General features: G+C 59.5%; 13 protein-coding genes. 4 read left to right on the top strand and 9 right to left on the bottom strand.

The window, feature by feature from the left end; all coding sequences use genetic code 11:
* Nucleotides 1-59: 59 nt before the first annotated feature.
* From acnA to AB4Y71_RS05245, 3 genes are all read right to left on the bottom strand, one after another.
* A complete protein-coding gene (gene acnA / locus AB4Y71_RS05255; protein WP_441718435.1) occupies nucleotides 60-2,795 on the bottom strand; it encodes an aconitate hydratase AcnA in 2,736 nt (911 codons plus the stop codon).
* Nucleotides 2,796-2,959: 164 nt separating this feature from the next.
* Nucleotides 2,960-4,282 carry a class I SAM-dependent RNA methyltransferase gene (locus tag AB4Y71_RS05250; protein WP_441718432.1) on the bottom strand — a complete coding sequence of 441 codons (1,323 nt, stop codon included), beginning with the start codon at nucleotides 4,280-4,282 and terminating at the stop codon, nucleotides 2,960-2,962.
* A 25-nt stretch (nucleotides 4,283-4,307) separates the two neighbouring features.
* A complete protein-coding gene (locus AB4Y71_RS05245) occupies nucleotides 4,308-6,308 on the bottom strand; it encodes an APC family permease (RefSeq protein ID WP_013349344.1) in 2,001 nt (666 codons plus the stop codon).
* 145 nt (nucleotides 6,309-6,453) lie between these two features.
* On the opposite strand from AB4Y71_RS05245, the gene AB4Y71_RS05240 reads away from it, so the two are divergent.
* Nucleotides 6,454-7,131 carry a potassium channel family protein gene (locus AB4Y71_RS05240; protein WP_013349345.1) on the top strand — a complete coding sequence of 226 codons (678 nt, stop codon included), beginning with the start codon at nucleotides 6,454-6,456 and terminating at the stop codon, nucleotides 7,129-7,131.
* Between the two features lie 15 nt (nucleotides 7,132-7,146).
* Nucleotides 7,147-7,812, top strand: coding sequence for a potassium channel family protein (locus AB4Y71_RS05235; protein ID WP_013349346.1), 666 nt, complete (start codon nucleotides 7,147-7,149; stop codon nucleotides 7,810-7,812).
* Here AB4Y71_RS05235 and AB4Y71_RS05230 read toward each other — a convergent pair.
* The 4 genes from AB4Y71_RS05230 to dut form a co-directional block, all read right to left on the bottom strand.
* Nucleotides 7,809-8,540, bottom strand: coding sequence for a DUF3159 domain-containing protein (locus AB4Y71_RS05230; RefSeq protein ID WP_441718430.1), 732 nt, complete (start codon nucleotides 8,538-8,540; stop codon nucleotides 7,809-7,811). The two genes, AB4Y71_RS05235 and AB4Y71_RS05230, sit on opposite strands and share 4 nt — an antisense overlap.
* Nucleotides 8,541-8,599: 59 nt before the next feature.
* Entirely contained in the window at nucleotides 8,600-8,905 is a 306-nt protein-coding gene (locus tag AB4Y71_RS05225; protein ID WP_102597474.1) for a hypothetical protein, read from the bottom strand.
* 72 nt (nucleotides 8,906-8,977) lie between these two features.
* Nucleotides 8,978-9,667, bottom strand: a complete 690-nt coding sequence (locus tag AB4Y71_RS05220; RefSeq protein ID WP_134779922.1) for a DUF3710 domain-containing protein — start codon at nucleotides 9,665-9,667, stop codon at nucleotides 8,978-8,980.
* 38 nt (nucleotides 9,668-9,705) lie between these two features.
* Complete coding sequence (gene dut, locus AB4Y71_RS05215; RefSeq protein WP_441718428.1) at nucleotides 9,706-10,164, bottom strand: dUTP diphosphatase; 459 nt, start codon at nucleotides 10,162-10,164, stop codon at nucleotides 9,706-9,708.
* A 141-nt stretch (nucleotides 10,165-10,305) separates the two neighbouring features.
* Between dut and AB4Y71_RS05210 the strand changes: the two genes are divergently transcribed.
* Entirely contained in the window at nucleotides 10,306-10,839 is a 534-nt protein-coding gene (locus tag AB4Y71_RS05210) for a DUF3093 domain-containing protein (RefSeq protein ID WP_013349351.1), read from the top strand.
* A 91-nt stretch (nucleotides 10,840-10,930) separates the two neighbouring features.
* On the opposite strand, the gene AB4Y71_RS05205 is transcribed toward AB4Y71_RS05210, so the two are convergent.
* Nucleotides 10,931-11,230, bottom strand: a complete 300-nt coding sequence (locus tag AB4Y71_RS05205) for a DUF4193 family protein (protein ID WP_102597471.1) — start codon at nucleotides 11,228-11,230, stop codon at nucleotides 10,931-10,933.
* Between the two features lie 262 nt (nucleotides 11,231-11,492).
* Here AB4Y71_RS05205 and sepH point away from each other — a divergent pair, with 262 nt between their 5' ends.
* The gene (sepH, locus tag AB4Y71_RS05200; protein WP_441718426.1) at nucleotides 11,493-12,560 is read left to right on the top strand and encodes a septation protein SepH; all 1,068 of its coding nucleotides are present in this window, start codon (nucleotides 11,493-11,495) and stop codon (nucleotides 12,558-12,560) included.
* An 89-nt stretch (nucleotides 12,561-12,649) separates the two neighbouring features.
* On the opposite strand, the gene AB4Y71_RS05195 is transcribed toward sepH, so the two are convergent.
* Nucleotides 12,650-13,834 (bottom strand): alkaline phosphatase family protein, encoded by a 1,185-nt coding sequence (locus AB4Y71_RS05195; protein WP_441718423.1) that lies wholly within the window; start codon nucleotides 13,832-13,834, stop codon nucleotides 12,650-12,652.
* Nucleotides 13,835-13,836 lie beyond the last annotated feature (2 nt).

The raw sequence follows: 13,836 nt of genomic DNA, 5'->3' as shown, positions 1-13,836 counted from the left end.
CTTGTCCGCGATGCGGATCTACCTACAGATGCCCTTCGACCGGAGCCGAAGTGGATCTACTAGTTAGCAGCAGCGATCTGGCGCAGTACGTACTGCAGGATGCCACCGTTGCGGTAGTAGTCAGCTTCACCTGGGGTGTCGATGCGCAGAACTGCGTCGAACTCGGTAACCTTGCCGTCTTCAGCGGTTGCGGTGACCTTCAGGGTCTTCGGGGTGGTGCCGTTGTTCAGCTCGGTCACGCCGGAAACTGCGAAGGTTTCGGTACCGGTCAGACCCAGTGAATCAGCGGACTCGCCTTCAGGGAACTGCAGTGGCAGAACGCCCATGCCGATCAGGTTCGAACGGTGGATACGCTCGAACGACTCGGTGATGACAGCCTTGACACCCAGCAATGCGGTGCCCTTGGCAGCCCAGTCACGCGAGGAGCCCGAACCGTATTCCTTGCCGCCCAGAACGACCAGCGGGGTGCCAGAAGCCTTGTAGTTCTCTGCAGCGTCGTAGACGTAAGCCTGCGGAGCACCTTCCTGGGTGAAGTCGCGGGTGAAGCCACCCTCGACGCCGTCCAGCAGCTGGTTCTTGATGCGGATGTTCGCGAAGGTACCGCGGATCATGACTTCGTGGTTACCACGGCGCGAGCCGTAGGAGTTGAAGTCCTTGCGATCCACGCCGTTCTCGATCAGGTAGCGGCCAGCCGGGGTTTCCGACTTGAACGAACCTGCAGGCGAGATGTGGTCGGTGGTGACCGAGTCGCCCAGCTTCAGCAGCACGCGAGCGCCGTTGATGTCCTCAACTGGCTGTGGTTCTGCGGTCATGCCGTCGAAGTAAGGTGCCTTGCGTGCGTAGGTCGACTTCTCGTCCCATGCGAAGGTGGAACCCTCTGGGGTATCCAGTGCCTTCCAGCGTGCGTCGCCTTCGAAGACTCCGTCGTAGCCCTTAGCGAACATTTCCTTGTCAATCGACGAGTCAATGATCTCCTGGACCTCGACAGGCGATGGCCAGATGTCCTTCAGGAAGACATCGTTGCCCTCGGCGTCCTGGCCCAGTGCGTCGGTTTCGAAGTCGAAGTCCATGGTGCCAGCCAGTGCGTAAGCGATGACCAGTGGCGGGGAAGCCAGGTAATTCATCTTCACGTCCGGGTTGATGCGGCCTTCGAAGTTGCGGTTACCCGACAGGACTGCGGTTGCTGCGAGATCGTTGGCGTTGATGGCCTCGGAGATCTCAGCATCCAGTGGACCGGAGTTACCGATGCAAGTTGCGCAACCGTAGCCGACAACGAAGAAGCCGAGCTTCTCCAGGTATGGCAGCAGGCCGGACTTCTCGTAGTACTCGGTTACAACCTTCGAGCCTGGTGCGACCGAAGTCTTGACCCATGGCTTGGAGGTCAGGCCCTTGTCAGCTGCGTTGCGAGCCAGTACGGCTGCGGCCAGCATGACCGAAGGGTTGGAGGTGTTGGTGCACGAGGTGATCGAAGCGATCGAAACCAGGCCGTGGTCCAGGGTGAACTGGGTGCCATCTTCCTTGGTGACCTCGACGGCTACCGATGGGCGGCCAGCGCCCTGGGTGTCCTCGGCGTCCGATACGTAGTTGTGCAGGTCCTTGCGGAACTGCTCCTTCGAGCTCGACAGCTCGATGCGGTCCTGTGGACGCTTCGGGCCGGCGATCGATGGAACCACGGTGGACAGGTCCAGTTCGAGGTATTCCGAGAAACGGATCTCGCGGCTTGGATCGTGCCACATGCCCTGTTCCTTGGCGTAAGCCTCGACCAGTGCCACGTTCTCTTCGCTGCGGCCGGTCAGGCGCAGGTAGTCGAGGGTGACATCGTCGATTGGGAACATTGCGGCGGTCGAGCCGAATTCTGGGGACATGTTGCCGATGGTTGCACGGTTAGCCAGTGGCACTGCGGCCACGCCTTCGCCGTAGAACTCAACGAACTTGCCAACAACACCGTGCTTGCGCAGCATTTCGGTGATGGTCAGCACCACGTCGGTTGCGGTAGCGCCAGCTGGGATCGAACCTGCCAGCTTGAAGCCGACAACGCGTGGGATCAGCATGGAGACAGGCTGGCCGAGCATTGCTGCTTCGGCCTCAATGCCGCCAACGCCCCAACCCAGCACGCCCAGGCCGTTGACCATGGTGGTGTGGGAGTCGGTGCCTACGCAGCTATCTGGGTAAGCGCGCAGTACGCCGTCGACCTCGCGGGTCATGACGGTGCGTGCCAGGTACTCGATGTTGACCTGGTGCACGATGCCGGTGCCTGGTGGGACGACCTTGAAGTCGTCAAACGCAGTCTGGCCCCAGCGCAGGAACTGGTAACGCTCGCCGTTGCGCTGGTACTCGATCTCCATGTTGCGCTCGACAGCGCCTTCGAAACCGAAGGTGTCGATCTGCACGGAGTGGTCGATAACCATTTCAGCAGGTGCCAGCGGGTTAACGCGGGTTGGGTCACCGCCGAGGTCCTTGACGGCCTCGCGCATGGTTGCCAGGTCAACGACACAAGGCACACCGGTGAAGTCCTGCATCAGCACACGTGCAGGGGTGAACTGGATCTCGGTGTTCGGCTGAGCCGAAGCATCCCACTGACCCAGTGCATTGATGTGCTCGTTAGTTACGTTCGCGCCGTCTTCGGTGCGAAGCAGGTTCTCAAGAAGAACCTTAAGGCTGTAAGGAAGGCTGTCCGAGCCTTCAACCGTATTTAGTCGGTAAATTTCGTATTCGGTTCCATTGACGTCAAGTACGCCCTTGGCACCGAAGCTGTCCACATTGCTCACGTGGGACTCCTCTCGCCAGACACTCATTCTGTTGCACACGCACACTGCTATTCCAGTTAGGAGTCCCTAACTGAGATAGTCAGGGCCCTAGCGTGGCAGAGCTAAAAACAGTCTATCGCCAAAGCAGTTAAAAAGACTCCTCGGAATAAATTTTCAGCCAAATTCGTGTCTAAACGGACAAATTCTGATGCTTAACGGCGCACGAAGAGTCCAATGGACTCCATATGGTGGGTGTGCGGGTACAAATCGTGAATCTCCAAATGATCTAATTCATAGTCGCGGCCCATCAAACGCGCGGTATCCCGGGCAAAAGCCGCCGGATCGCAGGAGACGTAACAAATACGCGAAACGCCACTGGAAGCCAGTTCGGCGGCGACCTGCTTTTCCAGACCGGTACGCGGTGGATCAAGCACTACGGCATCCAAAGTCGCATCGTGTGCGACCTGGCGTAACACTCGCTCAACACGGCCGCGGATTACCGTGGCCTGCGAATAATCGCGCAGGTTCTTCTTCGCATCGGCGTGGGTTCCCGGAGCGCCTTCAATCGAGAAGACCCGGCCCCCGGTGCCAACCGCCTTGGCCAACGGCACGGAGAAGAGTCCGGCCCCGGCATAGAGATCGGCAATTTGCTCGCCCGCGGCAGGTTCGGTCAGCTCGATAACCCGAGAAGAGAGCAGGCTGGCCGCTTCACGGTGCACCTGCCAGAAGCCTTCACCGGTAATGCGGAACTTCTCCCCCAGCACCTTTTCGGTCAGGTGCGCCGAACCGGCCAAGGTCTGCAAGCTGCCCTTGCCATCGGCTGCCGAACCGCCATGCTGGCTGAAGGAAGCAACGTTCACGCCCTCAGGGAACTGCTTAGCCACCTTTGCCGCAGCGCCATCGCGGGCTTCGGCAAGCAGGATCAGCACGGTGCGGTCATCCTGGCTGGACACCGCAGCTTCCACACGCTCAATGCCCGAGTAGTCAACGGAGTACAGGCCGGTAGCCTCGATAGCCGGGTGTGCCAGCGGCATCTGCGAGATGCTGATCAGCTCGTTGCTGCGGAAGGCACTCATTGCGAGATTGCCCTGGGCATCGACCGAATAGGACATGCGGGTACGCCAGCCCAAGCCATCAGCTGAACCCTTGACGCCCTGAACTGCAGGGAAGTTGTAGTCTTCTGCCTTCAGTCCGCCCAGACGGGTCAGCTGCTCGGCGGCAACCTGCGACTTCAGCTCACGCTGGTATTCCAGGCTCATGTGGCCGAATTCGGCCCCGCCGACTGGATCACGGTGCTTCAAGGCATCAGCCGCATCCCAGAAATGCGGCACGCGGTGCTCGCTGGCTTCCAGCACCTCGGTGACATCGGCACGCCAGAACTTGGCCTCGGGCGCCGAGTCGGTCAGGCGTACGTTCACCAGCTCTCCGGGGATGCCGTGGCGTACGAAAATCACGCGGCCTTCATGGCGGGCGACGGTGTGGCCGCCATGGGCGATCTTGCCCAGGCGGACGGTCAGAGTTGGTGATTCAGTCATCGTTCTTGATCTTTCATCAGAAGCATTAAATTTGGCGGTGTGCCGAGGACTCTTCAGTGGCCCCGCCACCGAGGGCGCGCGAAGCACTGAGCAGGCGCCATGGCACCGAGGCAATCAGCACGCCTGGTTCATAGTGCAAGCGGTTCTTCACGCGCAAGGCTGTTTGGTTGTGCACCAGCTGTTCCCACCAGTGGCCCACAACGTATTCCGGGATATAGACAACAATCAGCTCCCGCGGGGATTCGCGCTTGATCGAACGAATATGCTCAATCAACGCCCCGGGAATGTCTCGATAGGGGGAAGCCAGCGCCGTGATCGGCACCGGAATTTGCAGCCTCTCCCAGTCCTGCAGGGTCTTCTCGGTCTTGCCGCGCTCCACATCCACGATGATTGCCTCAAGCTTGGATGGGCGCGATGCACGGGCGAAGGCCAGGGCGCGCAGCACCGGCTTGCGCACGGTGGATACCAGCACCAGGGCGTGCACGCGCGATGGCAAAGCAGTCGCGGCACCGGATTCATCTACTGCCAGTTCGTCGTCAACCTTTTGGTAGTGGCGCTGCAGCGAATCCATAATCACCATCAGCACCACAATGCCCAGCACGGCCAACCAGGCGCCGTGGACAAATCGGGTGGCCAAGACAACCACCAAGACCAATGCCGAAAGAATCAGTCCCACGAGGTTCAGCAGGCGTTTGCGCTGCTTGGCCGCGCGGATCCTGCGGTCAGCGATGGGGACCAGTACGCGCTTCCAGTGCTTGAGCATGCCCAGCTGGCTAAGCGTGAAGGACACGAAGACGCCTACCACGTAGAGCTGGACCAGTAAGGTGACATCGCCTTGGAACAACAGCACCAGTGCAATCGCGGCCACGCCCAGGGACAGGATGCCGTTGGAGAACCCCAAGCGATCTCCTCGGGTGCGCAGCTGCCGTGGAAGGAACCCGTCGGTAGCCAGGTGGCTGGCCAGCAGCGGGAAGGAATTGAATGCCTGATTGCCAGCCAGCATCAGCACCGCAATAGTCAGCACCGAAACCACGACCAGCCCGAAGGTGAAGTCGCCAAACACTGCCTGGGCCAACTGCCCCAAGACCGGGACCTGCACAAAGCTTTCAGGGATGGGTGCGCCATCGAGCAAGAAAGAGGCTTGCGGATCAGCGACGACCTTGATGCCGGTGGCGCGGGCAAGCATCAGCGTGCCCAGGGTCAGCACGCCCGAGAGCAGACCCAGCACCAGCAGGATCCGGGCCGCGTTCTTGGCTCGCGGCTTGGCCAGGGTCTGCACGTTGGAGATCGGAACTTCGATGCCGGTCAGCGCCGCAGAACCGGTGCTGAAAGCACGCAGGATCAGCAGTGCGCCGACTACCCCGTGCAGCCCGTTGGCAAATTCTGCCTCGGGAACAATCGTGAAGTTCGCGCTCGGAGCAAGGCCCAGTGAACCGGTTGCCGCCATCACGCCGCCAATGGCTACCAGCGCCAGCATGCCGAAGACGAAGAGGTAGACCGGGATGGCCAACGTCCAGCGCCCCTGTCCCTTGCCCCGCAGGTTTCCCACCACGAGGAATGCTACGAGACCAGCGGCCACCCACGCTTTGTATTCACCCAGCGCCGGGAAAATGGCGCTGAGGTACAAGGCAGCTGAAGAACTGGACACCGCAACGGTCAGGACAAAGTCCACCAGCAGCGCAGCGGCCACAGCCGTTCCCGAACGCGCGCCCAGGTTCTTCTTGACGATTTCGTAGTCGCCGCCGCCGGAAGGGTACTCCATCACCGATTGGCGATAGGAGAGCACCAGGACCACCAGCACGGCAAGCACAGCCAGCCCGACCATCGGAGAAAGCATGGTCGCAGCCAGGCCTGCCATGGCCAGGGTCAGCAAGATTTCATCTGGCGCGTACGCCAAGGACGACAGGGCGCTCGACGAGAAAATCGGCAACGCAACGTTAGGTGGGAGCGGCTTCTTATTCAGCTGTTCAGTTCTGAAAGGCCGGCCCACGAGGATCCGCTTGAGACCATCAAATAATGCAGGCACGAGACAACGTTATCGCAGGGTGCAAGGCACACGGGTGGCGCACCACAGATAATCTGAGCCCGATCAGCGCTATTGTTGCATTCGAAGCACACAACATGTGTGCGCCAGTTGATACCTATCAAGCAGTAAACCCAAGGAGTTCTCGGTGGCACATTTCGTGATCATGGGGTGCGGACGAGTCGGTGTCTCGTTGGCTCATACGCTGGATTCAGCGGGGCATTCTGTGGCAGTCATTGATCAGGACCCGCATGCCTTCCGCCGATTGAGCAAAAGCTTCACCGGGACCACGGTCACCGGAATGGGGTTCGACAAGGACACCTTGGAAGCTGCCAAAATCGACGAGGCCTACGCGTTCGCGGCGGTATCCAGCGGTGATAATTCCAACATTCTCGCTACTCGCGTATCGCGCGAAACCTATAACGTTCCCCATGTGGTGGCTCGCATCTACGACCCGGGACGCGCAGAAATTTATCAGCGCTTGGGCATCCCCACGGTAGCTGCCGTGCGTTGGAGCACCGACCAGGTGCTGCGCCGGATCTTGCCCGACTATTCGATGCGCGGGGACTTCCGCGAGCCTTCTGGCAGGCTGGTGCTTTCCGAAGTGGCACTGCACCGCGACTGGTATGGACGCCTGGTCAAGGATCTGGAAGCGGCAGCCGGGGTACGCGTTGCCTACCTGACCCGCTTCGGAGAAGGAACCATCCCGGAGAACCGCACCCGGTTGCAGGGCGGGGACCTGGTGCATGTGATGATGCGCCTTGATGAGACCAAGGATGTCGAAAAGATTCTCGCCAGCCCGCCAACGCCACTTTCCAACGACTAATCAGAGAGGCACCCAATGAAGGTCATGATTGCCGGGGCCGGCTCGGTCGGTTCCTCCATCGCCCGCGAACTTGTCATCAACCACCACGAAGTCCTGCTCATCGACTTGCAGCCGGAAATGGCTGACCGCGCCGATCTGGAAGCAGTGAAGTGGCTGATCGGCGATGCCTGCGAATTAGCGGTCCTGCAGCAGGCCCAGCTTGAAGAATATGACGTCGTCGTTTCGGCGACCGGCGATGACAAGGTGAACCTTGTGGTCTCGTTGCTGGCCAAGAGCGAATTCGGCATCCGCCGTACCGTAGGCCGAGTGAACAATCCAAAGAATGAATGGATGTTCGACGATGCGTGGGGCGTAGATGTCGCAGTGAGCACTCCGCGGCTGATGACCGCGCTGGTGGAAGAAGCCGTAGAGGTGGGCGACCTGGTGCGCCTGCTGACCTTGAAGACCGGCGAGGTCTACATGGTCGAGTTCACCGTCCCGCATGACTCGGCGTTGATTGGCCGCAGCATTGGCCGTATCTCATGGCCCGAGGACACCACCATGATGGCCGTGGTCCGCGATAAGACGCCGTTCCCGCCAAGTGCTGATGACGTGATTGAGGGTGGCGATGAAATCTTCTTCATCACCACCCCTGGAGCAGAACCCCTGTTGCGCCGCACCTTGCGCGACGCCACCCGCTAGGCCGCTGGACCTGGCGGGCTAGGCTCGCTGCCTGCTGCCACAGCCGGTCTGGAGACCAGCCAGGCAAACCACAGGGCCGCGGCATACAGCGGCACGCCCATCAGGGCGCGTGCCAAGCCCAAGGACACCACCTGGTCCGAGAAGTACATCGGGATCTGCACTGCCAAGCGCAAGGCGAACACTGCAATCAAGATCCAGGTAGCTACCTGGTAGCGGCGGAGCCGTTCGGGCCTTTTGCGCCATTCGGTGCCTTCATTGCGGATGAAGCCGAAGAGCAAGCCGATCAGCGGCCAGCGAACTACAACCGAAATAATCAGGCCGACCATGTAGGCCGCTGAGACGTAGAACCCTGGGACGTAGTAGTCTTTGGCGTTGCCTGAATTCCTTGCGGCAAAGGCACAGATCAAGATGCCCAGCAGCCCCGATCCTGCTTGAATCAGCGTTGAGCGCTTGACCAGGCGGATGATCATGAAGATCACGCCAAGGCCGATCGAGGCGATCAGCGCCCAGGTCAGGTCGCTGGTGAACGCGAAAACCATGATGAAGAGGAAACCGGGAAGCACCGTCTCCAGAATTCCGCGCACTCCTCCGACGGTGGTGAGCAAGTCGATCCCGCCGTCAGCGTTTTGCGCGATACTGGAGTTCGAACCGATCATTTCCGCGAAGCTTGGCTGCTTGGCTTGCGGCGCGGATTCATCTTCCGGACGAGGTTCTTCGTTGTTCATCATGTGTACTTCCAGTTAGGCGCCAGTACCCTGGCGCGCTCAAAACCTGTGGGCTGCCCGGTTTATCCGCGAGCCTCCGGAACAATTACGTAGCGCGGGTTGAAGATCGTGGGGATCTGCTCCACCAGAGCGACCATGCCCGAGTATTCGACCTTCACCCCCGGCTTGATGCCCGGAACGGATTTCTGCCCCATGAAGATCAATCGCACATGCGGGACCGTGCCACGACGAGCGGACATGGTGCCGAGCCGATCCACCACCACGGCGGTCAGCAATGGCGCCTCGTTGGGTGCGGAATAGCTGACCGACTGGACGTACCCGGCATGCTTTACTCGGCCGCGGGCAGGCAGCTGCTCCAGGTCTTCCACACACTCGTAACTAAGCTTCTGGTCCGATGGGCCCAGTTGCGTTGTGACGGGCTTATCCTTCAGCGACATTCATTAGCCGATCTGGGTGATCTCTGGTCCGCGTTCCGGACGCTTCAGATCCGGGGCCTGCTCGGCATTTGCTGGGCGGGTCTGCGCATTGGACGGAACGTTCAGCGGCAGCAGTTCTGCTGGTGGCAATGGCTTGTCACCGCGGTTGACCACTACGTTGCGCAGAATCTCATCGACGACACCGGCTGCTTCTTCGTTGCTGATGGCTGCGCCGCCAATGACTGCGCGCAGGAACCAGCGGCGCCCGTCGATGCCGACGAAACGCAGTGCAACATGGCCGGCACGGCCATCTGGAAGCTGCTGCGGCACCTTGGCCAGCAACTCGGGACCGTACTCGCCATCGCGGGTGAAGATTTCACCCTGCTGCGCGTTGATGTCGTTCTTGATCTTGTCGCTGATTCCTGGCCACAGCGATTCGGACTTCGAAGAGGAGAAAGCCATGAGCTGGATACGCGACTCGGCGATCTCCAGCGACACTGCGATCACACGCTTGTTGGACTCTTCGACGTCCATGCGGACCTTCATGCCGGTTACTGGCTTGATCAGGATCGAGCCGAAGTCCAAGTACTCCTGCGTATCTTCGATATCGCTGTAGTCGAACGGACCGGTTTTTGGCTCGGTTTCACCCTGAGCTGCTTCAGGAGCCGGGGCGGCTTCTGGCTGCTCGTTGGCTTTCTTACGCTTGAAAATCATGGTGTCCTTAGAAAATCTTGTCTTGCCCTCAAGGGTACTTACTTGGAGTTGAATCCGCCGGTCGAGCCGAATCCCCCGGTGCCACGAGCGCTATCGTCTAGCGAATCGGCTTCAATGAACACGGCCCGCTCAACTTTCTGGATGACCAACTGGGCGATGCGGTCGCCGCGGTTGACTTCGAAAGCTGCTGACTTGTCCGTGTTCAGCAAAGTGACCATGATCTCACCTCGGTACCCAGCGTCTACAGTACCCGGTGCGTTCACCACGGTAATACCGTGATTGGCTGCCAAGCCGCTGCGTGGGTGCACCAAGCCAACATAGCCATGGGGAATGGCCAGGGCAATACCCGTTGGAATCAGCGCGCGAGCACCGGGCTCAAGCACCAAGGATTCACGAGCGTGCAAGTCAGCACCTGCATCGGAAGGGTGGGCATAGCTTGGGACCGGCAGGTCGGGATCAAGCATCTTGATGGCAACGGAAATTGATGGTTCGCTCATCGGTGTAGGTCGTCCCCCGGAGTTATGTGAAATAGTCACTCGATAGTTTTCTCGTGCCTAACTCTATCGCGCGCGCCTAGGAATCACCTGCCCCCAGCACCGAGGTCATGATTCAAAGAAATATTGCCTAAACTTGGAACCATGAGTAATTCCAGCCCAGAGGGTTCAACCGTCCTGTTCAGCGAAAAGCTTTGGCCATCTGCCAGCACCTGGATTTGGCCCATCATCATCGCCATCACCGCCGGTGTTGCCCTTGCGCCTGTTAACGCCATCGTTGGCTGGGTTGCCGGCGGCGTTGTCTTGATCTCCCTGGTCGTCGTCTTCCTCTTGCGCGTGCCGACCATCGAAGTCACCAACGATCTGGTGACCGTGGGACGAGCCAGCATCGAGCGCAAGTACATCGGTGAAGTCATCGGTTACCGCGGTGAAGAAGGATTCAAGCAGCGCGGCCAGAAGCTTCACGGCTTGGCTTACATGCTGTTGCGCGGCTGGATCGATGGCGTAGTGCGCATGGAAGTCATTGACGAGCGCGACACCACTCCTTACTGGTTGACCTCCACCCGACGCCCCGAAGAGCTGGCAGCAGCCCTGTCCGGCGTCATGTACGAATTCACCGATGAAGGCATCAGCGAAGCAGCGAAGCTGGAAGAAGCAGAAGACGCTTCTGACGACTAACCCCGTACCGCTTTGCGCACATGACAATGATGGCGTCCTGGACCGCAAGGTCCAGGACGCCATCATTATTTAGTGCTGTTGCAGGTTTCTTCTAGCCTTCGCACTCGCTGCAGAATTTTTGCCCATTTTCTTCACGGGCCAGCTGTGTACGGTGGCGCACCATGAAGCAGGAAACGCAGGTGAACTCATCGACCTGCTCCGGCAGGATTTCGATGCTCACTTCTTCTTGCGCTGCTTCTCCGCCGGGCAGCACATACTCTTCAGCTAACGGCGTCTCGGCCTCATCGATCAGATTGGCCATGGCTGCAGTCTTGCCTGCCTTGAGCTGAGCGATTTCTTTGGCGCGATCCGCCTCTGACATAGCTACCGGTGCAGCAGATTCAATTGCCATAATCGTTAATTCGCTCTTTCCTGCAGGTCTTCGTCCCAACCGGCCGCTTCACAAGGTGAAAACTTATCCCGGCATAGAAGTATAACGTTCTTCAGCCAAATCCATTCCCGGGTCACGCCACACTAAGCAACGGTCGGCCGGTTCTGAAAAATACTGCGTGAGGTTGATGACTAATCTTGCGCCACACCCGGCGCGGTGGTAGGAATTCAGCCCTCGAGGTGGCAAAGTTTTACACAGGAAATAAAGCGTGTGGAGGGTATAAATGCGTCAGCTGAGACTGGTAGGGATTCATGAAAATGGTTCCAGCCTGCAGGTCAGCAGTGACGACGGGATGAGCTTCGAGCTACCCGTTGATGATGCACTGCGCAGTGCAATGGCCGAAATCGCCCGTTCGCGGGCTCCAAGGAACCGTGAGGAGTCCTCGGTCCACTCGCCGCGTGAAATTCAAGCGCGAGTGCGCGCTGGTGCTTCCGCCTACGATCTCTCGCTCGAATGGGACATCCCTGTCGAGGACATCGTCAAATACGAAGGCCCGGTATTGGCCGAGCGCGAGCACATCGCCGAGCTGGCCCGCCGCGTCGAGGTCTCCGGACCGCAGACGGATGCCGAGTACCGTGAAGTCTTCGGTGAAGAGCCTGCTGATCTTGGCTCCATGGTGATGCACCGCCTGCATCAGCTCCATATCGATGCCGAGTCGGCTCGCTGGAATGCTTGGAAGGATCCAGAAGGCCAGTGGATCGTCACCGTGCAGTTCGATTCCCCGCTTCCCACCGAAAACGTCGAGTCCCTGGGCTCCGAATCGGCTGAGGCTTCAGCGAATGTCGCGCGTTGGGCATTTACCCCGGCACGCAAATCCTTGAAGAACCTGAACCGTTGGGCGCAGACTTTGAGCGAACAGGTCGCTCCCGAATACTTTCGCCCGATCTCCGCGCTGAATCAGCCTGAACCCGAGTCCCCTGCTGCCTCCAGCACTCCGGAAGCGGATGAGACCGAAGAGCTGGTCACCTTGCTCAACGCTCGTCGCGGTCAGCGTCCCAAGGAGCAGGATTCCGAGCGCGAGTCGCGTTACAACGAGATCATCGAGCGTGGCATGAGCAAGTACGATGCCGATGATGAGGATTCATTGCCGCATCTTCCGCAGGGCATCTCCGCGCGCACCTCGCAGCTGGTGATTGTCACCGATCAGGACCAGGAAGATTCCAACGGTGCTGAGGACAAGACTGCTGAACAGGGCGATGACGCCGCTCCACGCAGCAAGGCCAAGCGTTCCTCGGTTCCTAGCTGGGATGACATCATGTTCGGCAAGCGCAAGAAGGACACCGATTCCTAAGGCGCAGCCGAGGTAGAACACAAATAGGTATGGGAGCAACATTGATTCAATGTTGCTCCCATACCTATTTGTGTTTGGTGCGTTGAGTACTACTCGGTGCGGTGCACCAGCAGCGGGATAAACCGCTCCCCTGCGGTGAGAGATCCGTGCTGTCCCACCATTTCAAATGCCATCGGCGCCACACGGCGTCCATCATAGAAGGCAATTGGCTCAGCAGCCAGGATCATCAGATCTCCCAGACGTGCTGCGTGCTCCGGGGTGATCTCCCCGAAGTAACCACGTTCAATGGCTTCCTCACGGCTCATGACCCACGCCTTGGTTCCATAAGCCCGCTGCCATGCCTCGCGCACGCGCAGCTTGCAGGCTTCGTCGGCCTGCGCACCAAAGGTCAGTTGAGCACCGCGCGGCTCGCCACTGGTCAGCTCGACACCTTCAACCAGTTCGGGCTGCTCACTGTAGTCGATGCGCTGGGAGGCAGGAATATCCACCATCCCGTGGTCTCCAGTGATGAGCACCGTCGTTTCCTCAGGAAGCTTGGAGACCAGGTTCTTGATAATGTAGTCCAACTCTTCAAGCGTGTCTCGCCATTGGCTCGAATCGACACCGAATTTATGGCCGGTCTTATCCAACTCATTGAAGTAGGTGTAAACCAGCGAATTGCGGTGCGATTCGAAGATGGTCCGGGTGGCCCGAGCGCGTGCAGCAGGCTGGTTCGCTGGAACGAACTTCGGTCCGCGAAGCGAAGCCCTGGTCAAGGCTGACTTTGCAAACATCGGGATAGACACCGTGGCCACGTGGATCCCGTGTTCGGCGATCTTTTCAAAGACGGTCGGCTGAGTCTGCCACGTTTTAGGGTCCAGGTCCCCTGGCCACCCGCCAAGCTGGTTGACGACCCGGCGCTTAGCCGGGTCAATGACGTCATATCCCACCATGCCGTGCTGCCCGGGAGCCAGGCCTGTGGCCAGACTGCTTAGCGAGGTCGCAGTGGTGGAAGGGAAACCCGTGCCTAGCTTCTGTCCTCTTTCAAAAAGGCTGCGCAGGAATGGGGCATGTCCCAGGTGGCTCTTGAGCTGGTTCCACCCCAGCCCATCGACCATAATCAGCGCGACGCGCTTAGTCTCGGCCAGTCCTAGGACGTTCTCGAATCCGGGAACTCCCATCGCGGCTGCTGCCGATGGAAGAATCTCCGTAAGCGTAGCCTGCCCGTATTTGGGCGCTTCGGGGATTTTCTGGGCTGGTACTGGCAGGTCAGTGCGCTTCGTTTCTTCGAGCATGC

Origin of the sequence: Glutamicibacter sp. MCAF14 (assembly GCF_052114325.1) — a bacterium.
GTDB classification, from domain to species: domain Bacteria; phylum Actinomycetota; class Actinomycetes; order Actinomycetales; family Micrococcaceae; genus Glutamicibacter; species Glutamicibacter arilaitensis.
Note: the sequence above shows the minus strand (reverse complement) of the source record. Positions and strands in the feature narration are given on the sequence as shown.

Bases quoted from the DNA above. Each gene is read 5' to 3' on its own strand.
- acnA (WP_441718435.1), bottom strand. From the start codon at position 2,795: ATGAGTGTCTGGCGAGAGGAGTCCCACGTGAGCAATGTGGACAGCTTC.
- AB4Y71_RS05210 (WP_013349351.1), top strand. From the start codon at position 10,306: ATGAGTAATTCCAGCCCAGAGGGTTCAACCGTCCTGTTCAGCGAAAAG.
- sepH (WP_441718426.1), top strand. From the start codon at position 11,493: ATGCGTCAGCTGAGACTGGTAGGGATTCATGAAAATGGTTCCAGCCTG.
- AB4Y71_RS05230 (WP_441718430.1), bottom strand. From the start codon at position 8,540: ATGATGAACAACGAAGAACCTCGTCCGGAAGATGAATCCGCGCCGCAA.
- AB4Y71_RS05250 (WP_441718432.1), bottom strand. From the start codon at position 4,282: ATGACTGAATCACCAACTCTGACCGTCCGCCTGGGCAAGATCGCCCAT.
- AB4Y71_RS05235 (WP_013349346.1), top strand. From the start codon at position 7,147: ATGAAGGTCATGATTGCCGGGGCCGGCTCGGTCGGTTCCTCCATCGCC.
- AB4Y71_RS05195 (WP_441718423.1), bottom strand. From the start codon at position 13,834: ATGCTCGAAGAAACGAAGCGCACTGACCTGCCAGTACCAGCCCAGAAA.
- AB4Y71_RS05205 (WP_102597471.1), bottom strand. From the start codon at position 11,230: ATGGCAATTGAATCTGCTGCACCGGTAGCTATGTCAGAGGCGGATCGC.
- AB4Y71_RS05220 (WP_134779922.1), bottom strand. From the start codon at position 9,667: ATGATTTTCAAGCGTAAGAAAGCCAACGAGCAGCCAGAAGCCGCCCCG.
- dut (WP_441718428.1), bottom strand. From the start codon at position 10,164: ATGAGCGAACCATCAATTTCCGTTGCCATCAAGATGCTTGATCCCGAC.